Annotated in this window: 28 protein-coding genes; 4 read left to right on the top strand and 24 right to left on the bottom strand. The window is 29.6% G+C overall.

The annotated features are described in order from the left end of the window. Positions 1-3: 3 nt before the first annotated feature. From infC to QOR43_RS08595, 7 genes are all read right to left on the bottom strand, one after another. The gene (infC, locus tag QOR43_RS02055) at positions 4-504 is read right to left on the bottom strand and encodes a translation initiation factor IF-3 (RefSeq protein WP_486680539.1); all 501 of its coding nucleotides are present in this window, start codon (positions 502-504) and stop codon (positions 4-6) included. Between the two features lie 462 nt (positions 505-966). After that, positions 967-2532 carry an L-aspartate oxidase gene (gene nadB, locus QOR43_RS02050; protein ID WP_265133932.1) on the bottom strand — a complete coding sequence of 522 codons (1566 nt, stop codon included), beginning with the start codon at positions 2530-2532 and terminating at the stop codon, positions 967-969. After that, positions 2529-3518: a gluconeogenesis factor YvcK family protein gene (locus QOR43_RS02045; RefSeq protein WP_265133931.1), complete on the bottom strand. Its 990-nt coding sequence runs from the start codon at positions 3516-3518 to the stop codon at positions 2529-2531. Before QOR43_RS02045 ends, nadB begins: the two co-directional genes overlap by 4 nt. Beyond that, on the bottom strand, positions 3515-4555 hold the full coding sequence (mtnA, locus tag QOR43_RS02040) for an S-methyl-5-thioribose-1-phosphate isomerase (protein WP_265133930.1): 1041 nt from the start codon (positions 4553-4555) through the stop codon (positions 3515-3517). The genes QOR43_RS02045 and mtnA overlap by 4 nt, the downstream gene beginning before the upstream one ends. Then, entirely contained in the window at positions 4552-5835 is a 1284-nt protein-coding gene (gene rimO, locus QOR43_RS02035) for a 30S ribosomal protein S12 methylthiotransferase RimO (protein WP_265133929.1), read from the bottom strand. Before rimO ends, mtnA begins: the two co-directional genes overlap by 4 nt. A 179-nt stretch (positions 5836-6014) precedes the next feature. Beyond that, positions 6015-6227 carry a DUF2283 domain-containing protein gene (locus QOR43_RS02030; RefSeq protein ID WP_265133928.1) on the bottom strand — a complete coding sequence of 71 codons (213 nt, stop codon included), beginning with the start codon at positions 6225-6227 and terminating at the stop codon, positions 6015-6017. Between the two features lie 112 nt (positions 6228-6339). Next, positions 6340-6477: a hypothetical protein gene (locus tag QOR43_RS08595; protein WP_265133927.1), complete on the bottom strand. Its 138-nt coding sequence runs from the start codon at positions 6475-6477 to the stop codon at positions 6340-6342. Positions 6478-6682: 205 nt separating this feature from the next. On the opposite strand from QOR43_RS08595, the gene ahcY reads away from it, so the two are divergent. The 4 genes from ahcY (at position 6683) to metK (ending at position 11049) form a co-directional block, all read left to right on the top strand. Beyond that, positions 6683-7939, top strand: a complete 1257-nt coding sequence (gene ahcY / locus QOR43_RS02020) for an adenosylhomocysteinase (protein ID WP_265133926.1) — start codon at positions 6683-6685, stop codon at positions 7937-7939. 28 nt (positions 7940-7967) lie between these two features. Next, positions 7968-8192 (top strand): DUF465 domain-containing protein, encoded by a 225-nt coding sequence (locus QOR43_RS02015; RefSeq protein ID WP_265133925.1) that lies wholly within the window; start codon positions 7968-7970, stop codon positions 8190-8192. 63 nt (positions 8193-8255) lie between these two features. Further along, the gene (gene ilvD, locus QOR43_RS02010; RefSeq protein ID WP_265133924.1) at positions 8256-9929 is read left to right on the top strand and encodes a dihydroxy-acid dehydratase; all 1674 of its coding nucleotides are present in this window, start codon (positions 8256-8258) and stop codon (positions 9927-9929) included. A 1-nt stretch (position 9930) separates the two neighbouring features. Beyond that, on the top strand, positions 9931-11049 hold the full coding sequence (gene metK / locus QOR43_RS02005) for a methionine adenosyltransferase (protein ID WP_265133923.1): 1119 nt from the start codon (positions 9931-9933) through the stop codon (positions 11047-11049). Here the strand turns inward: metK and lpdA are convergent. The 17 genes from lpdA to QOR43_RS01920 all read right to left on the bottom strand — a co-directional run bounded on the left by lpdA (position 11038) and on the right by QOR43_RS01920 (position 26414). Continuing rightward, the gene (lpdA, locus tag QOR43_RS02000) at positions 11038-12414 is read right to left on the bottom strand and encodes a dihydrolipoyl dehydrogenase (RefSeq protein WP_265133922.1); all 1377 of its coding nucleotides are present in this window, start codon (positions 12412-12414) and stop codon (positions 11038-11040) included. The two genes, metK and lpdA, sit on opposite strands and share 12 nt — an antisense overlap. Before the next feature lie 67 nt (positions 12415-12481). Continuing rightward, the gene (locus tag QOR43_RS01995) at positions 12482-14287 is read right to left on the bottom strand and encodes a pilus assembly protein PilQ (protein ID WP_265133921.1); all 1806 of its coding nucleotides are present in this window, start codon (positions 14285-14287) and stop codon (positions 12482-12484) included. Between the two features lie 10 nt (positions 14288-14297). Next, a complete protein-coding gene (locus QOR43_RS01990) occupies positions 14298-14672 on the bottom strand; it encodes a hypothetical protein (protein WP_265133920.1) in 375 nt (124 codons plus the stop codon). Positions 14673-14674: 2 nt separating this feature from the next. Further along, complete coding sequence (gene pilO / locus QOR43_RS01985) at positions 14675-15340, bottom strand: type 4a pilus biogenesis protein PilO (RefSeq protein WP_265133919.1); 666 nt, start codon at positions 15338-15340, stop codon at positions 14675-14677. Positions 15341-15343: 3 nt separating this feature from the next. Further along, entirely contained in the window at positions 15344-15940 is a 597-nt protein-coding gene (locus QOR43_RS01980; protein ID WP_265133918.1) for a PilN domain-containing protein, read from the bottom strand. Beyond that, positions 15927-16877: a type IV pilus biogenesis protein PilM gene (pilM, locus tag QOR43_RS01975; protein ID WP_265133917.1), complete on the bottom strand. Its 951-nt coding sequence runs from the start codon at positions 16875-16877 to the stop codon at positions 15927-15929. Before pilM ends, QOR43_RS01980 begins: the two co-directional genes overlap by 14 nt. Positions 16878-16971: 94 nt before the next feature. Next, a complete protein-coding gene (locus tag QOR43_RS01970) occupies positions 16972-17553 on the bottom strand; it encodes a Tll0287-like domain-containing protein (protein ID WP_265133916.1) in 582 nt (193 codons plus the stop codon). A 17-nt stretch (positions 17554-17570) separates the two neighbouring features. Next, positions 17571-18233 carry a phosphoribosyltransferase gene (locus QOR43_RS01965; RefSeq protein WP_265133915.1) on the bottom strand — a complete coding sequence of 221 codons (663 nt, stop codon included), beginning with the start codon at positions 18231-18233 and terminating at the stop codon, positions 17571-17573. Continuing rightward, a complete protein-coding gene (locus QOR43_RS01960) occupies positions 18220-19773 on the bottom strand; it encodes a helicase HerA domain-containing protein (RefSeq protein WP_265133914.1) in 1554 nt (517 codons plus the stop codon). The genes QOR43_RS01965 and QOR43_RS01960 overlap by 14 nt, the downstream gene beginning before the upstream one ends. A 1-nt stretch (position 19774) precedes the next feature. After that, a complete protein-coding gene (locus QOR43_RS01955; protein WP_265133913.1) occupies positions 19775-20203 on the bottom strand; it encodes a Fur family transcriptional regulator in 429 nt (142 codons plus the stop codon). Positions 20204-20205: 2 nt separating this feature from the next. After that, a complete protein-coding gene (locus QOR43_RS01950; RefSeq protein WP_265133912.1) occupies positions 20206-20814 on the bottom strand; it encodes a flavin reductase family protein in 609 nt (202 codons plus the stop codon). A 1-nt stretch (position 20815) separates the two neighbouring features. Continuing rightward, positions 20816-21481, bottom strand: coding sequence for an LOG family protein (locus tag QOR43_RS01945; RefSeq protein ID WP_265133911.1), 666 nt, complete (start codon positions 21479-21481; stop codon positions 20816-20818). Between the two features lie 2 nt (positions 21482-21483). Further along, positions 21484-22242: a twin-arginine translocase subunit TatC gene (gene tatC, locus QOR43_RS01940; RefSeq protein WP_265133910.1), complete on the bottom strand. Its 759-nt coding sequence runs from the start codon at positions 22240-22242 to the stop codon at positions 21484-21486. Continuing rightward, positions 22226-22564 carry a Sec-independent protein translocase protein TatB gene (tatB, locus tag QOR43_RS01935; protein ID WP_265133909.1) on the bottom strand — a complete coding sequence of 113 codons (339 nt, stop codon included), beginning with the start codon at positions 22562-22564 and terminating at the stop codon, positions 22226-22228. The genes tatC and tatB overlap by 17 nt, the downstream gene beginning before the upstream one ends. A 10-nt stretch (positions 22565-22574) precedes the next feature. Beyond that, entirely contained in the window at positions 22575-24053 is a 1479-nt protein-coding gene (gene trpE / locus QOR43_RS01930) for an anthranilate synthase component I (RefSeq protein ID WP_265133908.1), read from the bottom strand. Positions 24054-24126: 73 nt separating this feature from the next. Then, entirely contained in the window at positions 24127-25356 is a 1230-nt protein-coding gene (locus QOR43_RS01925) for a TolC family protein (protein ID WP_265133907.1), read from the bottom strand. Next, positions 25353-26414, bottom strand: a complete 1062-nt coding sequence (locus tag QOR43_RS01920; protein ID WP_265133906.1) for an efflux RND transporter periplasmic adaptor subunit — start codon at positions 26412-26414, stop codon at positions 25353-25355. The genes QOR43_RS01925 and QOR43_RS01920 overlap by 4 nt, the downstream gene beginning before the upstream one ends. Positions 26415-26460 lie beyond the last annotated feature (46 nt).

The following is a 26460-nucleotide window of genomic DNA, read 5'->3' as shown; positions in this document are numbered from 1 at the left end:
TTTTTATTTTTTCTCTTGCTTTGGAACAAGTGTAAATAACATATTTCTTCCTTCTTTAACCGGTGGTTTTTCTACCATGGCTATATCTGATAAATCTTCAATTATTTTATTTGCTAATTTTTCCCCAATTTCAGGATGAATATTTTCTCTGCCTCTAAACCATATCCATATTTTTACTTTATCACCTTCCTGTATAAACTCTCTAATATGTTTTATTTTTGTTTGGTAATCATGGTTTTCTATATTTACCCTAAACTTTATCTCTTTAACCACTTGAACTTTTTGCTTTTTCTTTGCTTCTTTTTCCTTTTTCTTTTGTTCAAATCTGTATTTTCCATAATCCATTATCTTACATACAGGTGGATTTGCATTAGGTGAAATTTCAACTAAATCTAACCCTTTCTCTTCTGCTTTTCTAAGAGCCTCTTCCAATGGAACTATACCTAAATTTTGGCCGTTTTCATCAATAAGTCTTACTTCTCTTGCTCTAATCTCCCTATTAATTCTTAACTCTGTAATGGCTAAAACCTTCTTACCTTCTAAGGCAAAAAACCTCAGAAGTGCCGGCTATTTTTATCGCGCCGTTTAAGGATAGCCATAACCGGCAGGCGCTATTTAGCTATCCTTAATTATATATTTTGTAAATAATAATTAAAAACATACAAAAAACTTGACATTTAAGAATAATTAATTATATTATATATTGTAAAAAATGAATATGCAAATGCCAATTGCAATGGCGATGATAATTATTCCTTGCATCAATATTTGCAAGGGCTTATTAAAGTAAGTAATTGTAAAAATTACTTAAGAATTACTTAAAATGCAAACCTGTTCTGCGTAGAAACATTATCTATGCCGACAGGGATTAGTAATTAGTGTAATGGTTTAAATGCAGGGATATATGAATTTTTGTTCATTTTTTGATATTTTTATATATTTCTGCATACCATAATAACATATATTCTATACTAATTTAATATTAAATCTATTATCCAAAATGGTATGTTTCTTATAATTATTATCTTCTGTCGGATAATCTTCTCTATAATGAACGCCTCTACTCTCTTTTCTATTTAATGCAGATATTATTATTGCCTGAGATAAATTTATTAAATCTTTTAAATATCTTCCATTTTCAAATCTATTTAAATGATCTCTAATTGATAATACTTCTTCTAATGCTTCTTTTAATGATTTTTCAGACCTTATTAATCCAACCTTTTTCCACATTATATCTTTCAATCTATCTAAAATCTTTTCTCTTTCAGGTTTTTCTATTTTATCACCTTTTATGATATTTTTTATCTTTATATCTTCTTTTATATGCCTATACATATTGTATTGATATATAGTATAAGCTACTTTATATCCGGATACAATACATTCAAGTAATGAATTGCTTGCTAATCTATTTGCTCCGTGGACACCTGTGCATGATGACTCTCCAATTGCAAATATGCCATCTATATCTGTTTTTCCGTTTATTGAGGCTTGGATACCTCCTATGGAATAATGGGCGGCAGGGCTAACCGGTATTTTTGTTTCATTTTCTAATCCAAACTCTTTTAAGATATTAAAAACATTTGGAAATCTTTCCTTAAAATCAATACCTTTTTTCAGTAAAGGAGATATATCTAAATATACTTTTTTCCCTTCCAGCTCTTTTTGAAAGATTGCTTTAGCTACTTCATCTCTTGGTTTTAACTCATCTATAAATCTTTTTCCTTCTTCATCTATCAAAATTGCTCCTTCCCCTCTTACTGCTTCCGATATAAGCCATGCAGGTTTTTCCGGAAGATTTATAGCTGTAGGATGAAATTGTATAAATTCCATATCTTTTAATATACATCCTGCCCTAAAAGCCGCTGATATGATGTCTCCGGATACTTTATATGCCGCAGTATTTCTTTTAAATAAACCACTATATCCACCGGTAGCTATTATTATTGATTTTGCTTTTATTAAAATCTTTTCATTACAATTAGTTATTATAACTCCTATAAATCTGTTATCTTCTGTTAGTATCTCTTCAAGATAGTAATTATCAAGTAAAGTTATTTCTCTTGTTTTTAATAAATTTATTAATGTTTTACCTATTTCGTAGCCTGTTTTATCTTTTACATGCAAAACTCTGTTTTTAGAATGGGCTCCTTCTTTTGTTAATTTTATATATCCATCTTTATCTTTATCAAAAGGAACTCCGATATTTATTAAATCTATTACCCTTTCTAAACCTTCTTCTACTAATATTCTTACATTTTCTTCTATGCATAAACCTTTACCGGCTTTTAATGTATCCTGAAAATGTAAATTGGTATTATCATCTTTACCAATTGCTGCAGCTATACCACCTTGTGCCCAAAAAGAGTTTGATTTTCCAACATTTTTTTTAGATATAACTATCGGTTTTATACCGAGATTAGTAAGTTGTAAAGCCGCAGATAATCCGGCTATACCGGCACCTACTATTATTGTGTCTGTCTTTAAGGTCTGTATATCTGTTGTATCAAAATTTAAAAAATATCTCATTTTTCCACAAGATATTGCTCAAATATATTTTTCAATACATTTGCCAATTTTTCAGGGTTATGTCTTACATAATCACCCTTATCTAATAAATCTTCTGCATAAACTGTTAGTCCCATCCTTGATAAATTTCCAGCATCTGCAACAACCGGTTCAGCATTTTCTTTAAGGTATTTTTTCAAAAGTTCATCAGGTGGGATTGTTGTATTTAAAATTATTGCATCTAAAATAGTTTTATTTTCATCACCGGTTAATATCTTATTTAAAACTTTTACATGGTCTGAAGCTGTAAAATCATCTGTTTCACCATATTGGGTCATAACATTGCATATATATATTTTATAAGCATATGAATTTAAAATAGCTTCTTTTATATCTTTTATTAATAAATTTGGCACAATGCTTGTATATAAACTGCCCGGACCAAGTATAATAAAATCTGCATTTAAAATTTTAGATATAGCTTTTTCAGGAGCATTAACATTATCAGGTTTGAGCCATATTTTTTTTATTTTTCCTTTTAAATTTTTTCCATACTCTGTTATCTGAACTTCTCCTTCTATTATATTTCCATCACTAAATTCTGCTACAAGATGAACTAATTTATCTGTAGAAGGAACAATTTCACCTTTTATTTTTAAGATTTTTGATGTTATCTCTACTGCTTCTAAAAAATCTCCTGTTATTTTTGTTAAAACCGTTAAAAAAAGATTTCCAAAACTATGCCCTTTTAAACCTTCTCCCTCTTCAAATCTATACTGCATAATTTTTGTAAGTATATCTTCATCTTCTGCCAATGCAGTTATACAGTTTCTCACATCTCCTGGAGCAGGTATATTAAGTTGCTCTCTTAATATTCCAGAGCTTCCTCCGTTATCAGAAACGGTAACAATTGCTGATAAATTTGTTATAATATCCGGAACAAGATGTTTTATCCCTCTAAGTAGTGATGATAATCCTGTTCCTCCTCCTATTGCTACTACATTCATAGCAAGCTCCTTTTGTTGAAAAATTTTAAAATCTTTTCTTTATCCGGATTTTGTATTATTCCTTTTTCGGTTATTATTGCTGTTATATTAGATGCAGGAACTATATCAAATGAATAATTTATAACTTTTGAATTTTCAGGTGCTACTTTACAACCACCGCAATATTTTACTTCATTTTCAGACCTTTGCTCTATCGGTATATCTTCACCTTTTAATGTATTTAAATCAAATGTTGAAGTAGGTGCTGCCACATAAAACGGTATATTATGATATTTTGCCAAAACTGATAATGTATAACTTCCTATTTTATTTGCCACATCTCCATTTAATGTTATTCTATCTGCTCCTATGATTATTACATCTATCATTTTTTTAGAAATTAAAAAACCGGCAGATGAATCTGTAATAATATAATGAGGTATTCCTTCATAATCAAGCTCCCAAGCAGTTAATCTTGAACCTTGCAGATAAGGTCTTGTTTCATCTACGAAAACTGTTATATCTTTTTCATTTTCAAATGCAGACCTTATAACTCCAAGGGCTGTTCCCCATCCACCTGTTGCCAATGCACCGGTATTGCAATGGGTTAATATATTTGCTTTTTTTGGAATTAATACCTCTCCATAACCACCGATTGATTTGTTTGCATGGTAATCTCCAATTTCTATCCTTTCTGCTTCTTTAAAAAGTTCGGCTATCAATGTTTCTTTATCTTTATCTTTTAATCTATTATATTTATCCATCATTCTGTTTAAAGCCCAAAATAGATTTACAGCAGTAGGTCTTGTATTTTTAAGTTTTTCATATACATATTCCGGTTTGTCAGGATATTGTTTAATCCCTATTGCAAAACCATAAGCTGCCACAATACCTATTAAAGGTGCTCCCCTCACTACCATATCCTTTATTGCTTTTTCCACATCTTCCAATGTTTTTAAATCAAGATATTCCAATTGGTGAGGTAATTTAAGCTGATTTATTACAGAGATATAATCTCCTTTTAGCTCAACGGCTCTTAAATCTTTTATCTTTCTCAAACCACTTCTCCTAATAAATCATATTTATCTACGGTATCTTTTATTTTTACTTTTACAAAATCTCCTACTTTTAGAGGCTCTGTTGTTTCTAAGTATATTATTCCATCTATTTCATAAGCAGATTTATAACTTCTTCCAATAGGCAATGTTTCCCATTCCTCAGAAAATCCATCTATCAAAACCTCTATCTCTTTTCCGATTAACTCTTTATTTTTTTCTTCTGTTATATCTTCTTGAATAGCTATTAGCTCATTTAATCTTCTTATTTTTTCTTTTTTAGGTATTTTATCTTTAAATTGGTTATAAGCCGGCGTTCCTTCTTCGTGGGAATAACTAAATACCCCAAGCCAATCAAATTTAGCGTCTTTTATAAAATTTTTCATATTTTCAAAATCTTTTTCTGTCTCTGTTGGAAATCCAACAATAACAGATGTTCTTATAGCCATATCCGGTAGATATTTATCTTTCCAGTTTAATATCTGCTCTATCTTTTTCTTTCTGTATCCTCTCATCATATCTTTTAATATATTATCTTCTGTATGTTGGATAGGCATCTCTATATATTTAACCACTTTTTCGCTTTCTGCCATATTTTTTATAAAATCTTCATTTACGGTAGTTGGATAAAGGTAGTACAACCTAATCCATTTTAAATCATTTATTTTTTCAAGCTCTTTTATTAAATCCCATAAAGCCTGTTTGCCATAAATATCATATCCATAATAAGATGTATCTTGTGAAACAATATTTAGCTCCTTTACTCCTAAATCAACAAGATATTTTGCTTCATCTACCAATTTTTGTATTGGAAAACTTCTATGTTTTCCTCTTATTAAAGGAATGGCACAGAAAGCACAGGTATGGTCGCAACCTTCTGATATTTTTAAATATGCAAGATGTTTTGGCGTTGTTAATACTCTTTTTTTCTCTTTCGTTTCAATCTGTAAAATATTTGGGATATTATTTTCTTCTTTTAAATCTATAAATAAATCAACTTCCGGAATCTGTTTTTTCAGTTCTTCTTTATATCTTTCTACTAAGCAACCGGTTACAACTATCTTTTTATCTGATTTTTCTTTTAAAGATATTGCTTCAAATATTGTATTTATTGATTCTTCTTTTGCCGGCTCTATAAAACCACAGGTATTAATAAGTATAATATCAGCTTCTTCCGGATTAGATACAAACTTTATTTTCTCTTTATCTACTGCTCCGAGTATATTTTCCGTATCAACCAAATTCTTAGGACAACCTAAACTTATAACTGCTAATTTTTTCAATAACTCACCACCATTTTTAATTTAATAATAATTCAATACCGTCATCTATCCATATCCATAATTTCGTATATCTGTCCCAATGTATCGTATCTATAATTTCTTCGTCTTCCTCTATTACACATATTTATATTTTATCATCTGTTGTGTTAAATTCTTTAATAATTTTTTTGATTTTTATCTTATTTAGAAGATTGATATAATTCAAACTTTGCTTTTATTGGCAAATCTAAATTCTTTAAGTTTTTAATCCCTTCTATCTCTATACCTACTATATTACCATCTTCGTCATAATCTAAAACTATACCTTCTAATATTTCCTCTGATTCAACACTTTGAACATCTTTTGTTTCTATATAAAGAGTATCTGTTTCCGGATAATATTTAAATTTCATTGCTTCCTCCTATGAAAACCTCTATCAAAAAATGCATTATGAACTGTCTCTCCATCTTCTAAAAAAACAACTCTTAAATATTTATCTTTTTCTTCAATAAATACCCAAACTTTTATTCTGCCATCCGGTTGTATTTCTTTAAAACTATATCACCATTTCTTGCTCTTTCTATCCATTCAGGTTGAATATAAGGCCTCTTTTTTATTACATTATCCAAAAAATAAAATGTAGCTTTACCAAAATCTAACACTTTAAATCTCTAAGCTGATAAAATTTTAACCATAATTATATCCCAAGGTTTATAAATAATAACAAATAATATACAAAAATTCAATGAGTTGATTAACCTTTAGTGTATCAAACATTAACGAATTTTTAAACAGCCTCATTTTTTATATTTCTGCACATCATAACTTTATGTTAAAATATTTCAAATTTTCAAAAAAGAGGTGAAAATGGATTACCATGTAAAGGATTTGTCCTTAGCAGAAAAAGGAAAGCTCAGAATAGAATGGGCTGAGCAGGATATGCCTGTTTTAAGACAGATAAGAGAAAGATTTGAAAAAGAAAAACCTTTGAAAGATTTAGTCATAGGAGCTTGTTTGCATGTTACTACCGAAACTGCTAATTTGATGATAACATTAAAAGCAGGTGGAGCTAATGTTTATCTAACAGCTTCTAATCCTTTATCTACCCAAGATGATGTTGCAGCTGCACTTGTAAAATATTTTGATATACCTGTTTTTGCAATTCACGGAGAAGACAGAGAAACTTATTATAAACATCTTAATATGGTATTGGATAAAAAGCCTAATATCACTATGGATGATGGAGCAGATTTAATATCTCTTTTACATAAAGAAAGACAGGATTTAATTGATAATGTTTATGGTGGAACAGAAGAAACAACAACAGGCGTTATTAGATTAAAAGCTATGGCAAAAGAAGGGGTTTTAAGATTTCCGGTAATAGCTGTAAATGATGCATATACAAAACATCTTTTTGATAACAGATATGGCACAGGACAATCAACAATAGATGGAATATTAAGGGCTACCAATAGATTAATTGCCGGTTCTAAATTTGTTGTAGCAGGATATGGATGGTGTGGAAAAGGTGTTGCTATGAGAGCAAGAGGAATGGGAGCAGATGTTATAATTACAGAAGTTGACCCACTTAAAGCTCTTGAAGCAGTTATGGATGGATATAGGGTTATGCCTATGGAAGAAGCAGCAAAAATAGGTGATTTTTTTGTAACAGTTACCGGAAATATAAATGTTATAGATAAACATCATTTAGAAGTTATGAAAGATGGGGCTATTGTTTCAAACTCAGGACATTTTGATGTAGAGATTAATTTATCTGCATTAAAAGAGATAGCTGTTGAAACAAGAGAAATAAGAGATAATGTTAAAGAATATAAATTAAAAGATGGTAGAAGGATTTATATACTCTCAGAAGGAAGATTGGTAAACCTTGCAGCAGCAGAAGGGCATCCGGCACAGGTTATGGATATGTCCTTTGCCAATCAAGCACTTTCAGCAGAATATGTTTATAAAAATGCCGGAAAATTAGAAAAAACCGTCTATAAAGTTCCTGATGAACTTGATTTTGAGGTAGCAAGATTAAAACTAAATGCAATGGGAATAAAAATAGATACATTAACGCAGGAGCAAAAAGAATACCTTTCAAGTTGGCAACACGGCACTTAAAAAATAAATTAAAAAAGGAGGAAACATTATGACAAGAGAAGAGGCAATCCAAAAATTATTAGAAACAGATAATGAATTTAAACATGCTTATGAAGAGCACAAAGAGCTTGAATGGAAAATATCCAAATTAGAGAAACATTTTCCACCTGACCCTGAACTTGAAGCAGAAGAAGAAAGATTAAAAAGAAGAAAATTATTTTTAAAAGATTTAATGGAATTAAAAATAAAAGAGTTCCTTTCTAAGAATCAGTAATTTTGAAATTAGTAAAATTTGCCTTAAAATATATAATGTGTGTAGTTTTAATAGGAGTTTATTATGAGAAGTGAAGAGATAAAAAAAGGAATAGAAAGAGCCCCACATAGAAGCTTGCTCAGAGCCTGCGGATTATCAGAGGAAGATTTTAATAAGCCATTTATAGGTGTTGCAAACTCTTATATAGATATAATTCCGGGTCATGTTCATCTGAGAGAGTTCGCACAGATTGTTAAGGAAGCAATAAGAGAAGCCGGTGGAGTTCCATTTGAATTTAATGTTATAGGTGTTGATGATGGTATTGCTATGGGACATTCCGGAATGTTTTATTCACTTCCAAGTAGGGAGCTAATTGCTGATTCGGTTGAAACAGTTGTTGAGGCACACAAGCTTGATGGTCTTGTTTGCATTCCAAACTGCGATAAAATAGTCCCCGGAATGTTAATGGCAGCTGCAAGATTAAATATTCCTACCATATTTGTAAGTGGCGGTCCTATGGCTGCCGGTCATACCAAAGAAGGAAAACCAATAGATTTAGCTACCGTTTTTGAAGCCGTCGGCTCAATAAAAAAAGGTTTAATAGATAATGAAACATTAAAAGATATAGAACAACATGCCTGTCCTACCTGTGGCTCCTGTTCCGGAATGTTTACTGCAAACTCAATGAACTGTTTGTCAGAAGCCCTTGGAGTAGCACTTCCCGGAAATGGCTCAATACTTGCAATAGACCCAAGAAGAAAAGAGCTTGCAAGACAGGCAGGAAAACAGATAATAGAACTTGTAAAAGCTAATCTTAGATTTAAAGATATAGTAAATCAAAAAGCTATAGAAAATGCTTTTACGGTAGATATTGCAATGGGTGGTTCATCTAATACAGTTTTACATTTACTTGCCATAGCCCATGAAGCCGGTATAGATTTTCCTGTAGAAAAAATAGATGAAATTTCTGCAAAAACTCCAACTTTATGCAAATTAGCTCCGGCATCTTCCTATCATATGGAAGATTTAGACAGAGCCGGTGGAATATATGCAATAATGAAAGAACTATCTAAAAAAGGATTAATCCATTTAGATAATCCTACTGTTTTATTAAAACCTGTAGGAGAAGCAATTAAAGACGCCGATATAAAAGATGCAAATGTAATAAGAACCTTAGATAATCCTTATAGCGAAACCGGAGGATTAGCTGTATTATTTGGAAATATAGCACCTTTTGGTGGAGTTGTAAAAGCAGCAGCAGTTGACCCTAAGATAATGGTGCATAAAGGAAAAGCAGTAGTTTTTGATAGTGAAGAAGAAGCAATAGAAGGAATAACAAACGGAAAAGTTAAGGAAGGAAATATTGTAGTTATTAGATATGAAGGTCCAAAAGGTGGTCCCGGTATGAGGGAAATGCTTGCCCCAACATCTACACTTATGGGTATGGGACTTGGTGATAAAGTTTCCCTTATTACAGATGGAAGATTTTCCGGAGCAACAAGGGGAGCATGCGTAGGACATATATCACCGGAAGCTGCAGCAGGCGGTCCAATAGGTATTATTCAAGATGGAGATGAAATATTAATAGATATTCCAAATAGAAAAATAGAACTTCTTATATCAGAAGAAGAATTTAACAGAAGAATGAAAGAGTTTAAACCGAAGAAAAAAGAGATAAAAAGCCCATGGCTTAGAAGATATTCAAAACTTGTAACATCTGCAAATAAAGGTGCAGTATTAAGCGACGAGTGTTTGTAAGATGATAACAATACAAAGTGCAGAATCAGTTTGCCAAGGTCATCCGGATAAAATAGCAGATATTATTGCTGATGCTATACTTGATGATTTAATTAGACAAGACCCTTACACAAGAGCATCTATAGAAGCAGTAATAACAACCGGTGTAATATATGTAGCAGGAGAAATATCAACAACTGCCTACTCAGATATTCCTACAATTGCCAGAAATACATTAATAGATATAGGATATACAAAATCAGAGTATGGATTTGATGGATATACTGCCGGAGTAATTACCTCAATAAGCGACCAAAGCCCAGAGCTTGCTCTTGGAATACCTTCCGGTGGAGCAGGAGATACAAGTATTATTGTAGGATATGCTACAAATGAAACCGAAAATTATATGCCCCTTGCCTGTAATATTGCAAACTCAATAACAGAAAAATTAGATAATCTAAGGAAAGATGATATAATTCCATTTTTAAGACCTGATGGAAAAGCCATTGTTGTAGTTGAGTATAAAGATGGAAAACCGGTAAGAGTTGATAGTATAACAATTCTTGCTCAGCATGAGCCTTATGTATCGGAAAAAGAGTTAAAAGAAGTTATAATGGAAGAAATTATCAAAAAGCTACAGTATCAAAATTATATAGATGAAAAAACAAAAATAATAATAAATCCAATAGGAAGATTTGTTATAGGCGGGCCTATGGCAGACACCGGATTAACAGGTAGAAAAACAATAGCAGATGCTTATGGAACAGCAGCTGCATCCGGTGGAAGCTCTTTCTCCGGCAAAGACCCTACAAAGATAGACAGGTCTGCATCATATATGGCAAGAATGATAGCAAAACATATTGTAGCATCCGGATTAGCAGATAGATGTAATGTAGAGATGCTTTATGTTATCGGGATGGATTATCCGGTTTCAATAAATGTAAATATATATCAAGAAAAAAATATAACAAAATATATAAAAGAGATATTTGATTTATCCGTAAATGGAATAATAGATTTTCTTGATTTGAGAAGACCAATTTATAAAAAAACATCTTCTTATGGACATTTTGGCAGAAATGATGATGATTTTAAATGGGAAGAATTAAATAAAGATATATTATCAAAATTATCTAAATAATTTACCAACAGCCAAATCATAAGTAGCAAAAGCAAAAATCTCACTTAAAGATGGATGGAAATATATAAATTCATGAATATCTTTTGCTGTATATCCTTCTTTTATAAATATGGCTACCTGGTGTATTAATTCAGATGCACCAATTCCAACAATATCTGCACCTATCACTTTTTTATTTTCTTTATTAAAATACAATCTTACATATCCTTCCGGTTCTGATTCATCTATTGCTTTTTCATTATAACTAAATGGATAATAACCACTTTCAACATCTATACCTTTTTCTTTTGCCTCTTCTTCATTTAGACCTATATGGGCTATCTCATAAGCAGTAAATATAGCCCAGGGTGTTAAAGAGTAATCCACCGATATTTTTTCTTCTTCGGTGATATTATGTAATGCAACTTTTGCTTCATAACTTGCTATATGGGCAAGCATAGGTGAGTTTACAACATCACCGATAGCATAGATATTTTCAAAATTTGTTCTTAAATAACTATCTGTTTTAATAAATCCTTTTTCATCTTTTTCTATTATATCCATTAATCCTGTATTTGGTTTTCTCCCAATGGTTAGTAATATTTTATCTACTACTATTTTTTCATCATTTGATAAAATAACTTCTACTTTTTGGTCTTTAATATTAAAATCTTTAATGGTAGTATTGAAATATGTTTTTATATTTGTAGTTTTAAATTTTCTAAGTAGATATTTGGAGATTTCAGGAGAAATTATTTTAGAAGGTAATAATCTATCCATCATCTCTACTATATAAACATTTACACCATAACTTGCCATTATATAAGATAATTCACATCCGGCTACTCCGGCACCTACAACAAGAACAGATTCAGGCAAAGAGGTTAATTTATCCATATAATCTTCGGTAGTTATTATATAATTACCATCAGGCACAAGATTGCCAACAGAAGCAGGATAAGAACCGGTTGCTATTATTATATATTTTCCTTCAATTATTTCTTTTCTACCATCATTCAATAAAACTTCAACCTTATTTTTATCTATAACTTTACCTATTCCTTTATAAACCGGAACTTTTTTTGACAAAAGTAATTGTTCTAAGCTTTTTCTTAAAAATGAGATTGCTTTCTCTTTATTCTCCCAAGCTTTTGTATAATCTAAATTATAATCATTTATTTTTATTCCATAATTTTCCGATTTTTTTATTTTTTCAATAAAATGGGCACCTACCCTAAAATATTTTGTAGGAATACAAGCTCTATTTAAACAATTTCCACCAAGTTTATCCTTTTCAACAATTGCTATATTTAATCCCTTTCTTAAAGCTGTCAGTGCAGCTTCATATCCTCCAGGCCCCATTCCTATTATTATTAAATCATACATATCTTCCCTCATTTAACTAAATTTTATAATCTTAAATATAGAAAATATTTAGCTTTTTTCAACTCAATTATTCATAAATAATTTTTGCACTCAAAAATATAAGTAATTCCGTATTTTGTTCTCTATTTAGTTCTTCTTTAAATAATGCTCCAAGAATTGGTATATTCATAAGACCGGGAACACCGCTTTTAGTATTTTCTTCTGTTTTTTCAAGTATTCCACCTATTACAATTGTATCTCCATCTTTTGCAACTACTTTACTTGTTACGGTTTTTGTTTGTATAGGTGGATTACCGGCTACCAAATTCTTAAAATCCGGTATATCTTGATTAATCTTTATATCCATAATAATATTTCCATCTGATGTAGTTCTTGGAGTAACATTTAATTTAAGCACAGCATTTTTAAAAGATACAGAAGCAGCACTTGCTCCTCCTCCAACAGAAGTTACGGTAGTATAAGGAACTTGATAACCTTGTGTAATTTCTGCTGTTTCTCCATCTATTGTAACTATTTTTGGTCTTGAAAGTATTTTTGTAACACCTATTCTTTGTAAAGCAGAAAGTCTTACATCTATAAAATTATTAAGTCCCCCATGTATAAATCCAAGAGAAAAACCACCAAGAGGTTGAGAACTTGATGCAGGAAAATCTACTGCATAAGCTCCACCGGCTCCATTTATTGTTGTCAACCCAGTTACTCCAGGTCTTGCTATAGGACTTGGTGAATTTGTACCTGCGATTACATTTGTGTTATCTGAAGCCTGTCCTCCCCATTGTATTCCTAAATCTTTTAGATTTTGAGAATCTATCTGTACTATTCTTGCTTCTATAGCTATTTGATAAGGTTTAGTAAGCAAAATTTCAGAATATTTATTTTTTATATTTTCTATAATTTTTGGCTCATCAGATATACATACCTTAGGAAGTGATGTAACTAATGTTTCCACACCGGTTGCTACCTGAGCAGCCTGAGTTTTTTGTCCTATTTGAGATTGTCCTACCTCTTGCTGTGGTTTAGATATTATTTTTCCTTGATAAATTATAACTCCATTTGGAGATAAATCATTTTCTTTTATATTCAGTATTAACTCACCCGGTTCTAATCCTCTAATATAAAAACATTTAGTAGTTATCTGTATTTGCTGGGATTTTGCTACTAAATTTGCCATTTGGGATAAATTTTTTTCTGTATCTAAGATGATTAATTTATTTTTCTCTTTATCATAGCTGTATTTCCCAATAGGTGATATATTTTCTGCAATTTTATTTTCTATCTTTTTAAAATCTTCATAAGATATATCAAACTCTTTCTTTATTATTTTCCCTTCTGACTGCTGTATTTTTGATATTTTATCTGCTTCCTTTTTAAGATAATCCAGATAAGCTGTCATAAAGTTTTTTATTCTATTTATGCTTTCTTTATCATCTTTTATATATATAGAATAACTGTTTCTATCTACATCTATCTGTGCATTAGAAGAGGCTTTGCTTTTTATATTTAACAATATCGTGTCAAAAATATCTTTTCCAAATGTAGATGTTATTTCTTGTGGAACATTAACAAAATATTCATCAGTGGCTTTGATTATATATAAATTATCCTGCTTTACCGCTATAAATCCATTCTGTAAAAGAACGGTATTTAATACTTTTTCTATTTCTAATGGCTTTTTTATACTTAAAGAAACTATTTTATCTTTCTGAGCTATTGCATCTTTGTCCCAAACTATATTTTGATTAGATACCATAGATAAAGCATCAACTACTGTGCTTATTTTAGCTCCTAAAAATTCTGCTGTAATCTTTTCTCCGGCATAGGAGCTAAAGCTCAGTGATAATGCTGTTATTGTTCCTAATTTTATTAACTTCATTTTTTCTCTCCTACCTTTTTTTCATCTCTTTATTTAATAATTGTTTCGGATTTTCTTTAACTTTTATTAATTTTGTTCCATCTGGTGATTCAAGAATTATATATTTTTCTCCTTTTTCGGTTTGAATATAACCAACAGTATTTTCTTTTGGCTCAAATATTGATTTTTCTATATTTTCTTTTGGGATATTATCGTTTGGAGGATTTATAACTGCCTTTTCCGGTGATGATTGCTGATTTTTAGATTGATTACTTTCGTTTTGATTTTGCACAGGTTGAGGTTGTTGCTGTTGTTCTTTATTTTGTCCTACAACCTCTTTTAATGGTGGAAGTTCTTCAGCTATCGCAAAAGATGATATTAAAATTAAAAGGAATATTTTTTTCATTGTTAAACCTCTCCTAAGTAGTATGTTGAAATTGATAAGTTAATTTTTAAAACCTGTCCTTCTTTTTTGATTTCCATATTTTCTATTGATATAAATCTTTCTTCTTTTGATAAGATGTTTATAAATTTAGATAAATTTGACATATCATCAGTAACAAAAGATGTATTGATTACTTGTTTTTTTAGTTTTATAGCATTTTGAGGTGGGTTTTTATTTTTATCGGTAGGGACAAAAAAATCTACTTTTTTAGTTTCTTGATTATAACTGATATATACATCTTCTTCTTTTTCTATTTTAAAATTGGATAAAGTTAGCTTTGCTTGCTTTGCATCTTTATAAATTATATCTAAAACTTCATTGGTTTCAGGTTTGGAAGGTATCTTTTTTTCAAGAACGGCCAATTTATTATTAAGTTCTTCTATCTCTTTTTTTATCTGCTGGAGCTGTTTTTGCAGTCTTATTTTATTTTCGGGTTTAATTGAATTTTCTAATGTTTCAATTTCTGAGCTTAAATTACCTACTTCCTCAGCCAATTTATTTTTTTCATCTAATTTTTCAGATAAAAATAATGTATAAATTAAGTATATCAATGCAAAAGAAAATCCAAAAATAACTAATAATTTTTGCCATTGGGGAAGGTTTTCCCATTGCTGTTTTAAATCATCCATAGATTATAATCCCCCTTTAAAACTTGAAATTTCAAAATTAAAGCTATAATATGGAAATCCGGCATTTGCTACTTTCATTTCTGTTTGAGAAAAAGATATGCTATCAAAATATCTATTCAAATTGCTATAATAAGTAGATATATAATCCGGAGAAAAAGCAAAACCGCTTAATGAACTTTTTTCAATTGATAAATTAGCAGAAGTTAGCCAAATTCCATCTGTATAAGAATAAACCACAGCATCAAGCAGTTTTGAAAAATCTTTTTTTTGATTAGATAAATTTTCTATTGTTGCGATTCTTAAATTAACCTCTTCTTTTAATTTTTTTTGTTCATTAATTTCTCTTAAAAGGTCATCAATATTCTTTTTAAAAGCATTAAGTTTTGTTTTCTTTTGTTCAAGCTCTTCTTTTTGAGTATTTAAATCTGAAATTTGTTTATTTATATAAAACAAATATGAGATTTCTCCTATTAAGAAAATTACAGGCACAAAATATATAATCTGACTTTTTAGTGATAATTGTGGTAATCCACCTAATTTGATTTTTGGAACACCTTTTATTTTTCTTTCTTTTTTTGGTTTTAAATTAATCTTTATCATCTGTCAAACCTCTATAAGCTAAACTTATTGGAATGTTATAAACGGTAATAGGTATATCTTTGTCTACTTTTATATTAAGTGACAATCTTGGGTCTAAATCTACTACTGTAAATCTCTGTCCGAATTTAAACTGCATATACTCTCTTATTTCTACATATTTTCCAACTAATCCGGAAACAAAGATAATTTTTGGTTCTGTTATTGTTAGAAAGAAATAATTTATCTCATTTATTAATCTTAAAACTTCCTCTTCTTTCTCATCAGGGGATAAATCTTTATAATGTTTAATATTAAAATCAAGAGGTTGTATAATTAAATTATTATTAGAAAATAAAAGATTAGATTCATTTTCATCTATATGTAAAACAGATAAATTTTTTTCTTGGGGATAATATTTATCTCTTTGCAGTAATGCTAAATTAAGTAGAGATATTGCTGCTGAATCTATTATTTTTAGGTTTAATCCAGCTTGTGAAGCTATATTTTCCAATCTTTCTAAATCATCTACTTTTGCAATAACAACAATAACATTAAGAAAATCACCTTCTTCGTTTAAAACATCATAATCATAAAAAGTTTTACCCTTTAAAGTTTTTATATCTTCTCTTATATTCCATTCTACCGCATCTTGAAGTTCTTTATCTGATACTTTCGGTAATTTTATGCTTTTGTATAAAGTTGCAGATATTGGTAAACTGAAAACAGCATCTTTTGCTTTTATATCTTTTAGCTCTAAATTTCTCTTTATAGATTGAGCTATATCATCTATATTTTTTATCTCAAAAGGTGCCGGTTCTAATATTAAATCTTCTCCATCTTCTCTTAAAACTGCTACTCTTATATAATCTGAATCTATCTCTACTCCCAATAACTCTTTCTTTTTTAAAGATAAATTTAAAGTAGGCAACTTAACTTTTATATCTTTTAAATTAAGCATAAATCTGCTCCTCTATTAGGTTTACATTATTTTTCGGATATTTTTTTTGAGACTTTAATTAAAAGAAAAACCGGCAAAGCCGGTTTAGAGAAGATTATTGAATCTTATCTGCCGGAATAGAAACTCTAACTACTCCTCTAAAATCTCCATCTTTATAACCGGTAGCTTTATCACTTGGATATAAAGATTTTATTTTAGCCGCAAGTTTTTCATCTATAACTTCTCCATGGCAGGTTAAACAAATAGGCTCTACTTTTAAAGGCTTATAGTATCTGTAAGTTAGAACTCCGTTTTCATTTACTACCTGTATATAATTCTTAGGAAATTTTCCTTCTTTTATAGATTTTTCAAAATATTCAAGGGCTTCTTTTTCGTATTTATCCGGTGCATTTGCCGGATTTCTATATTTAAATGTTGTTCTTTTCATCTGAACGCCTGTTTCTTTTTCTACTTGCTGTGTTAGTTCCATAGCTTTTTTATTACAAACTGTTAAAGCATTTTCTGCTCCACCTTCTGACATTGCTTTAATAAGCTCTCCCTTTAAGGTTTTAAGTAAAACCATAGCATTTTTTTCTCCGATTTCTTCTATCTTTGCTTTTTTTTCTTCCGGAATTTGTGTTTGTGTTGTGCTACAACCAATTACAAATGCAGATAATAGAGCAATATATTTCTTCATCTTTTTACCTCCTGATTTTATTCATAAAATAGATTTTCCTCTTTTGTTTTTTTTACAATAGAAAAAAGTTCATCATCTTCTACCTGTTGAAAATCTTCATAATATGCTCCTACTGCAAAAAACGGAGTATCTTCTATTAATGGACAGATAACCAAATCAAACTCTTCTTTTAATCTAAATAAACTATCATAAGGGCAAACTCCAACTGCAAGAATAACTTTATTAGCGCCTTTATTTTTAAGATATCTAGCAGCTACAATGGCTGTATAACCGGTTGCTATGCCATCATCAACTACTATAACGGTTTTGCCTTTTACATCAGGTTCTTTACCATTTAAATATTTATTAAATCTTTCTTTAACTTCATTGAATGCTTTTTCCTTAATTATTTCAAGCTCTTTATCCGATACATTCATATAATCTTTTAATCTTTCATTTATAACTGTTGTTTTATCTAATGCTATTGCTCCAAATGCCGCTTCCGGTTCATATAACGGTGCAAGCTTTTTTGTTATTACAAATGTAAATGGAATTTTTAATATTTTTGCAATTTCATAAGCAATAATTACTGCTCCCCTTGGTATAGCAACAATAACTGTATTTTCTTTATCTAAATTGAGCTTTGATAGCTCTTCTGCTAATATTTTAGCTGCTTCTTTTCTATCTTTATAAATCTTCAAGGTTTATTTTTCTCCTACCGGATTCATTTTTTAAACTTTCTTTCCATTTAGAGATAATATCTATATCATTTCCTTGTATTTTTTCTTCTGCTTTATCTATCTTTATAAGAAGTGGTAATTTTGTCATATTTCCTATAATTATTGCTTCTCCCGGATTTAATGCCGGTAAATATTCCATAAGTTCTGCTGATAATGCTTCAGATGCAGATTGGACATGTTTTTGGTCTTCCGGCTCTACCAATTTTAAAATTATCATATTATTCATCTGGGATAGGATTTCTTTATCAAGTCCTTTTGGTCTTTGGGTAACTATTGTAAGTCCAATACCGAATTTTCTTCCTTCTCTTGCTATCCTTGTCATATAGTATTTTGATTGGGTATCTCTTTTATCAGAAGCAAGAATATGTGCTTCTTCTACTACTACGATTACCGGATAAGGTAGTTTTGATTCTTCCTGTCTAACTGCTTTTTTTCTTTCTTCTAATGCTACTTTTAATATATTTGAAGCTACCGCATCTGCTACATTTTCATCTATTTCGGAAAAATCTATCACATTTATATATCCATGTTTTATTTTTTCTATAAGATGATTTTCTCCTATTTTTATAATATGTCCAAGTTCTGATTGGGTATCTTCTAATTTATTTATTACTTCATATAAAGAATCTTTTTTTAATCCTTTTATTTCCTCGCTTTCATCAAGACTTTCTAATATCAATTTAAATCTTTCTATAAAATCATCTGTATCTATATAGTTATACCAATCTTTACCTTTTTCATCTTGTAGTTGCTCAATTAATTTTTTAAAAGCTATTCTAAAATATCTTCTCTGGACATGGGCTTTTGAGCTTATACCAACAAGATTTGCAAATTCATCTATTTTTAACTTTGCCGGATTAATTATTGGTTTAATCTGATTTATAACTTCCTTTCCATCTCTTGTAAATCTTGTTTTAGAATACTCACCGTGAAAATCAAATACAATAACCGTCCCACCAAGATTTACTATATTTTTTAGCAAAACTCCAACCGTGTTTGATTTACCTGCTCCTGTAATTGCAAGAATTGCAAGATGTCTTAATGCAACCTGTGATATATCTATATAAACCGGAATATCATTTTTTTCTGACAATAATTTACCGATTTTTATATATCTTTCATTTTTTGCTCCGAATAATTTTTTTAGTATTTCAGGGTCTGCTTCATATATATCAGAACCGGGAAGCGGCGGTGTTCTTTGTATTTCAAGAAATATCTCATTTTGATTTTCTACAATTTTACCAAGTATCTGAATTTCTCCTTTTATATTTGTGTTATGGACAAATCTTTTTAATTTTTCTGCTTCTTCAAAACTTTTTCCATCTGAAATATAAAGATTTTCTCTTATAAGTTGTTGTATCATTCCAAGTAATTTATATTTTTCTCCATTTTCTTCATATTCAAGAATAACAAACTGCCCTATCCTGAGAGGTTCAGCAGATACAAAATTTACTTTATTTGGCTTTGTAGCTCCAACACATACACCAATTTTTTTTATCATTTTATTTTTCACCTTTCTGACATTCTTCACATATTCCAAATATTTCAAGTCTATGATAAATAGGTTTAAAATTATATTTTTTACATATCTTATTTTGCAGTTTTTCTATATTTTTATCTTCAAATTCTATAATTTTTCCGCATTTTATACATATAAGATGGTCGTGATGCCCTTTCCCTGCAATTTCATATATTGTTTTATTATCATATTTAATAACTTCTTCTACAAAACCAAGCTCTTTTAATAAACCTATTGTTCTATAAATTGTAGCCCTTGAAACATTTTTATTTTTTTTCTTCATTTTATAAACTATATCTTCTATCTCAAAATGGCCTTTTGTTTTTAATATAAAATCTAAAATCTGTTTTCTTTGCTTTGTTATTTTAAAACCTTTTGAGGATAAGCTTTCTTCTATCTGTTTAAGCTTCATTCTTACCCCTTATCCGGTCTTTTTAATGTAAAGATATTTTCCTTCGTAATTAAACAATAATCTGCAGAACCAAGTCTTCCAACTATTTTTAATTTTGATGTATCTACATATCCTTTTTCATTTATTAAATCATCTCTTATATGGTATCTTAAAATTTCTCCAATTATCAATCCCATATCTGCAATCTCTATTATAGCAAATTTTTTACATTCTATATTTATAGGAGACTCTGCTATTCTTGGGGATTTTACAATATCTGATTTGATGGGTGTCAAACCGGCTTCTTTAAATTCATCTATATGCTCATCAAAAGGTAATGCTGTTATATTCATTTTTTCAACCAAATCATAATCAACAATATTTATAACAAAATCTCCAACTTCTTCTATATTTTTCCATGTATCTTTTTTAGTAATATCATTTTTTTTACCAATTGAGATAGCAATAAGTGGAGGTGAGCTGGATATTCCCATATAAAAACTAAATGGTGCAATATTATAAATTCCCTCTTTACTTACTGTAGATACCCATGCAATAGGTCTTGGCACAATTGTGCTTATCATCAATTTATATATTTGTGATTCATCTAAATTTTTTATATCTAAAATCATATTATTTCTCCGCAGATTTCTTTATATAACTTTCTTCAATATATTCAACTATTTCATCTATATCATCCATTATTCTAAATAAATTTAAATCTTTTTCATCTATATATCCATCTTTTACAACTTTATCTTTTAACCAGTTATATAAACCTTCCCAATACTCTTTTCCATAAAGTATTACCGGAAATGGCTTTAATTTTTTTGTCTGAATAAGAACCAATGTTTCTGTTAATTCATCTAAGGTGCCATATCCTCCTGGAAATAAAATAAATGCTGAAGCATATTTTACAAGCATCATTTTTCTTGCAAAGAAATAATGAAAATTTAAAATAACATTTGCATATTTATTAGGTATTTGTTCGGTAGGAAGGGCTATATTTAAACCAATTGAGTTTCCTCCGGCTTCATAAGCACCTCTATTTCCGGCTTCCATTATACCGGGTCCACCACCGGTAACAATACTAAAACCTTTTTTAGCTAATTTAAAGGCAACTTCTCTTGCTGCTTGATAATATTGGTCATTCTCATCAACCCTTGCAGAACCAAAGATAGTTACAGATGGCTGATAATCAGGCATAATATCAAATCCATCTATAAAATCGCCAATTATTCTAAATAATCGCCAAGCTTCTTCTTTTTTTAGTTCATTTATCTGATAGTTATTTGCCATTTTTAAACCTCATTTTGAGCTTTTGTGCTTCTTGGATAAAGTATTTTTGCTATAAATATTGATAATTCATAAAATGCTACTAACGGTAAAGCAAGCATTAATTGGCTAAACATATCGGGGGTAGGTGTTAAAATTGCTGCAATTACAAATGCAGCAACAATAAAATAAGAACGATATTTTTTTAAAAGTTCAGGGGTTATAATTCCAATTCTTGCAAGTAAAGAAAGTATAACAGGAAGTTCAAAAGTAATACCAAATGCAAAAATCATTCTGGTTACAAAAGATATATAATCTTTTACAGAAAAAATTGCTTCTGCCCCAAGTTGTATATTACCAAAATTTATGAAAAAATTCAGGGCAACCGGTAGGACAAGATAAAAACAAAAAGCACATCCTACGATAAAAAATATAGTTGTAAATAAAACAAAAGGTAAAACAAGTTTCTTTTCATTTTCATACAAAGCAGGCTCTATAAATTTCCAGATTTGATAAAAAATTATAGGAGAAGTTATTATTACTCCGGCTAATGCAGATATTTTTAATGCTGTAAAAAATGGTTCTGTAGGAGATAAAAAATAAAGTTTCATATTTGGGTTTACTTTTTGTAATGGATATTTTAAAAATTCAAAAAGCTTACTTGCCTGAGTAAAAGATATTACTATACCTATAAATACTGCTATAATGATTTTTATTAATCTATCCCTTAATTCTGCTAAATGCTCTGTTATGGGGGCTTCAAATTCTTCAGGATTTTTGCTCATCTTTTACCTCTTTTTTAAAGGATATTACTTCCCTTTGTGGTTGTATATCTTCTTTTTTATTTTTTATATGGGCTTCAAACTCTTTTTCAAATGTATCTTTTTTTTCTGTTTTTGTTTCATCTAAGCTAATTTTTTCTTTTTCTATATCTTTTATAGAAGATAAATCTGAAACTACAGAAGATTTTACTTCATTAAGAGAAGATGTTAGCTCTCTGTAAAATTTACCAAGACTTCTTGCTACTTCCGGAAGTCTTTTTGGTCCTAAAACTATCAATGCAACAACCATTATAACAAGTAATTCTTGAAAACCTATTCCAAACATTTTACTTACCTCATATATTTTCTGCTATCTCTACGGCTTTTATCATAGCTTTTGCTTTATTTATTGTTTCTTCATACTCTTTTTCCGGAATTGAATCTGCTACGACACCTGCACCTGCCTGAACAAATATTTCTTCATCTCTTAAAACAGCTGTTCTAATGGCTATCGCAGTATCAAGATTGCCATCAAATGATATATAACCTACTGCTCCGGAATATACACCTCTTTTTTCAGGTTCAAGCTCTTCTATAATTTGCATTGCTCTTACCTTTGGGGCTCCACTTACAGTTCCAACAGGAAATACAGATTTTAAAACATCTATACCTGTTAATCCTTCTTTTAATATTCCTGAAACATCAGAAACAATATGCATAACATGAGAATAATATTCTATATACATAAATTTATCAACCTTTACAGAGCCTATATTTGCAACTTTTCCAACATCGTTTCTTGCTAAATCTACAAGCATAAGATGTTCTGCCCTTTCTTTTTCATCATTTATAAGTTCATCTGATAACTTTTTATCTTCTTCTTCTGTTTTTCCTCTTGGTCTTGTGCCGGCTATTGGCTTTGTGATGATTTTTTTATCTTTAACAGAAACAAGTATTTCCGGAGAAGAACCTATAATTTTTATATCCTTTAAATCAAGGTAAAATAAATAAGGAGATGGATTTATTACCCTGACTGCTCTGTAAATATCTATCGGATTTCCTTTAAATTTTTTACTAAATCTTTGAGATGGCACAACCTGAATAATATCACCTTCTCTAATATACTCTTTTGCCTTCAAAACTGCATTTAAAAACTGCTCTTTACTAAAATTAGATTTCCATTTTGTAATATCAACATCTTTTTTTTCTATGGATATTCTTTTAATCTGGATTTCTTTATTTAATTGATTTTCAATTTTTTCAATTCTTTCAATATTTTCTTTATATATTTGTTCTACATCTCGATTGTCAATAATAGCAGAAACGAAAATTTTTATTGTGTTATATACATTATCAAAAACGATAACTTCATCACTTAAAAAGAAAAAAATATCCGGAATTTGTAATATATCCGGTTTTATATCCGGAATAGGTTCATAAAAATATATCACATCATAACCAACATATCCTACAAAACCACCCCAAAATGGTGGTAAATTTTCCAACTTAGGAGCTTTATAACTATTTACAATCTCTTTTAATGTATTTAATGGGTCTTTTGTTTTATCATACCTAATTTTACCTTTATTATATATCTCTACAAAATCTTTTTTTGTTCTTATATAAACAGAAGAAGAAGAGCCTATAAATGAGTATCTTCCTACATTTTCGCCTTTTTCTACACTTTCAAAAAGAAAGTTAAATCTGCCTTCAGAAGATATTTTTAAAAATACAGATAAAGGAGTATCTATATCTAACACAATCTCTTTATAAATCGGAATAACATTGTAATCCTTACTTAATTCTTTAAACTGCTCTATACTTAAACTATACATTAATCCCTCTCAAAGCACAATGTTATTAAAATTTTATCATATAGAAGAAAAGAATGAGGGATTTAAAATATATTTATTTTCCTATGAGTTTCATTAAATCAAACAATCGTAGATTATAGCTATAAATAGATGTTAAATAATTAAGTTTTGCTGTTTCATAATTTGATTTTGATTGAAGAAGCTCTACAATGTTAGCTACACCTACTTTGTATCTTTCTGTTGATAATCTTAAAGCTTCTTCTGAAGCTTCAAGATTTGCTTTATTTGCATCTATCTGCTTTTGTAGAGCATTTAAATCTTGCAGGGCTTCTTTAATCTGGGCTTTTACGCTGTTTTTCTTGTCCTCAAGCTGGATATTGTATTTTGTTTTATCTATTTTTGCCTGCATTACTCTGCTATCTTTTTTAAATCCATCAAAAATTACCATATTGGCAGATATATTAAAATTATATCCTTTTTTCCAAGCTTCTTCATTTTGTGGAAATTTCATTATATTATTTGTCTGATAATTAGCCTGAAATGAAACTGTTGGATTGTTTGCTACCTCTTCTAATTTTATCTGGCTATCTTGGACTGCTATCTGTTCTTTTAAAACTTTTATATCCGGATTTTCTTCAAGTAGTTTATCAAAATCTTCATCTAAATTATAATCTATCTTTGATAACTCTCCTTCCGGCGGGGTTAAATCTTCTTTAAATAAAAATCTTTTTAACTCTATTATAGATTTTTCGTAATTTGCTTTAGCTAATTCAAGGTCTGATATTGCTGATTGGTATTGGGCTTTTGCTGTCATATAATCGTATTTTGCGACCTGTCCAACCTGATATTTATTTTCTACTAATTTCAGATTTTCCTGCCAATATTTTAGATTTTCTTCTTTTTGTTTTAAAACAGATTTTTTATATAAAGCATCATAATATAATCTTCTTGCCGTATCTATTACATTTATTTTTACATTTTCTTTTGTTGCATTTTGAAGTTTTAAAGATTTTTTTGCTATATTTAATGTTTCAAATATAGATTGGTCAAATATTGTTTGTGATAATGTTAATTTTGCATTATATTGATTTTTCGGTGTAAATCCGCTTATATAGTTTGGGTCCCATCTGGTATAACTTCCGGTTATTGATAATGATGGATATAAATTGCTTTTTGCTTCTTTTATCTGATATTCTATTTTTTTTATATCTTCTTCTGAAAGTTTTATATCGGTAGCCCTTTGGGTTGCAAGTTGGATAACTTCTTCATAAGTTGAAGCATAGCTTAAATTTATAATTAAAGCTGTTATAAATAATCTTTTCATTTTTTCTCTCCGATAATCTGAACTGTCATCAATGGTTTTACATTAAAAATATTTGTAGCCACTACTTTTGTATTTTGGTCTAAATCTCCGGTTACATAAATCTTGCCATAGGTTTGATTTAAAATATCTATCTTTGTTTTTTGAATTTTATTTTGGTTATCTACTATATACAGAAAATTATCTGTCCCTTCCATTATAGCCACTTCTTCCGGTAGTTCAAAACCTTTTACGGTATCTTTTATAAGATTTACTTTTGCATACATTCCTTCTTTTAGATTTCCATCTGGGTTAGGAAGCTGGGCTTTGATTGTTACAAGGCTATTTTGGTCTAAGGATGAAGAGATATAAACAACTTGTGCTTCTTTTTTACCAAATCCTTCTATATCCACTTCTATTTTTTGTCCCAATTTTATATTTTTAACCAGTTCTTGAGGAACGCTAAATTTTACCCTGATAGGATTTAATGTTAATATATAAAATATATCTTTTGATGGGTCAACATAATCTCCCACATTGGCTAATCTTTTATCTATAATTCCGGAAAATGGAGCTATTATATTTGTCTCTTTTAAGTTTCTTGATGCTTCTTTTAGATTGGCTTTTGCTGATAATAAATCATTTAATGCTGATTTCATATCTGCTTCTGCTTGGTCAAGCTCTTCTTTGCTGATTAGCTCTCTTTCGTATAGCTGTTTCCTTCTTTCATAATAATCTTTTTTGTTTTTATAAATTGCTTCAAGTTTTGATATATTTGCCTGAGATGATTCTACCTGATAGAGTTGAGGTTCAGGTTCTATTTTTGCAAGAAGTTGCCCTGCTTTTACAATAGAGCCTTCATCTACATATAATTTAACTATTCTTCCGGATACTTCCGGTTTTATATAAGCCGATTTTGGACTTTCTAAAATACCATTTGCTATATAAGGAATATTTATATAGGTTTCTTTTGGATAAACTATACTAACCTTTGGAGTAGGTTTTTCTTTTTTTGTTTCATCTTTTTTTTGACAAGATAGTATAAAGCTAAATAGTATCAAAAAAAGAGTTATCTTTTTCATTTCTCCACCTTCAAAATATATTGACTGATTTATCAGTCATGTGATA

The sequence above is a fragment of the Venenivibrio stagnispumantis genome, from assembly GCF_900182795.1.
Taxonomy (GTDB): Bacteria; Aquificota; Aquificia; order Aquificales; family Hydrogenothermaceae; genus Venenivibrio; species Venenivibrio stagnispumantis.
Note: the sequence above shows the minus strand (reverse complement) of the source record. Positions and strands in the feature narration are given on the sequence as shown.

Coding starts and splice junctions, on each gene's coding strand:
- nadB (WP_265133932.1), bottom strand. CDS start 2,532: ATGAGATATTTTTTAAATTTTGATACAACAGATATACAGACCTTAAAG.
- QOR43_RS02045 (WP_265133931.1), bottom strand. CDS start 3,518: ATGAATGTAGTAGCAATAGGAGGAGGAACAGGATTATCATCACTACTT.
- QOR43_RS02030 (WP_265133928.1), bottom strand. CDS start 6,227: ATGAAATTTAAATATTATCCGGAAACAGATACTCTTTATATAGAAACA.
- ahcY (WP_265133926.1), top strand. CDS start 6,683: ATGGATTACCATGTAAAGGATTTGTCCTTAGCAGAAAAAGGAAAGCTC.
- QOR43_RS02015 (WP_265133925.1), top strand. CDS start 7,968: ATGACAAGAGAAGAGGCAATCCAAAAATTATTAGAAACAGATAATGAA.
- ilvD (WP_265133924.1), top strand. CDS start 8,256: ATGAGAAGTGAAGAGATAAAAAAAGGAATAGAAAGAGCCCCACATAGA.
- metK (WP_265133923.1), top strand. CDS start 9,931: ATGATAACAATACAAAGTGCAGAATCAGTTTGCCAAGGTCATCCGGAT.
- lpdA (WP_265133922.1), bottom strand. CDS start 12,414: ATGTATGATTTAATAATAATAGGAATGGGGCCTGGAGGATATGAAGCT.
- QOR43_RS01995 (WP_265133921.1), bottom strand. CDS start 14,287: ATGAAGTTAATAAAATTAGGAACAATAACAGCATTATCACTGAGCTTT.
- QOR43_RS01990 (WP_265133920.1), bottom strand. CDS start 14,672: ATGAAAAAAATATTCCTTTTAATTTTAATATCATCTTTTGCGATAGCT.
- pilO (WP_265133919.1), bottom strand. CDS start 15,340: ATGGATGATTTAAAACAGCAATGGGAAAACCTTCCCCAATGGCAAAAA.
- QOR43_RS01980 (WP_265133918.1), bottom strand. CDS start 15,940: ATGATAAAGATTAATTTAAAACCAAAAAAAGAAAGAAAAATAAAAGGT.
- pilM (WP_265133917.1), bottom strand. CDS start 16,877: ATGCTTAATTTAAAAGATATAAAAGTTAAGTTGCCTACTTTAAATTTA.
- QOR43_RS01970 (WP_265133916.1), bottom strand. CDS start 17,553: ATGAAGAAATATATTGCTCTATTATCTGCATTTGTAATTGGTTGTAGC.
- QOR43_RS01960 (WP_265133914.1), bottom strand. CDS start 19,773: ATGATAAAAAAAATTGGTGTATGTGTTGGAGCTACAAAGCCAAATAAA.
- QOR43_RS01955 (WP_265133913.1), bottom strand. CDS start 20,203: ATGAAGCTTAAACAGATAGAAGAAAGCTTATCCTCAAAAGGTTTTAAA.
- QOR43_RS01950 (WP_265133912.1), bottom strand. CDS start 20,814: ATGATTTTAGATATAAAAAATTTAGATGAATCACAAATATATAAATTG.
- QOR43_RS01945 (WP_265133911.1), bottom strand. CDS start 21,481: ATGGCAAATAACTATCAGATAAATGAACTAAAAAAAGAAGAAGCTTGG.
- tatC (WP_265133910.1), bottom strand. CDS start 22,242: ATGAGCAAAAATCCTGAAGAATTTGAAGCCCCCATAACAGAGCATTTA.
- tatB (WP_265133909.1), bottom strand. CDS start 22,564: ATGTTTGGAATAGGTTTTCAAGAATTACTTGTTATAATGGTTGTTGCA.
- trpE (WP_265133908.1), bottom strand. CDS start 24,053: ATGTATAGTTTAAGTATAGAGCAGTTTAAAGAATTAAGTAAGGATTAC.
- QOR43_RS01925 (WP_265133907.1), bottom strand. CDS start 25,356: ATGAAAAGATTATTTATAACAGCTTTAATTATAAATTTAAGCTATGCT.
- QOR43_RS01920 (WP_265133906.1), bottom strand. CDS start 26,414: ATGAAAAAGATAACTCTTTTTTTGATACTATTTAGCTTTATACTATCT.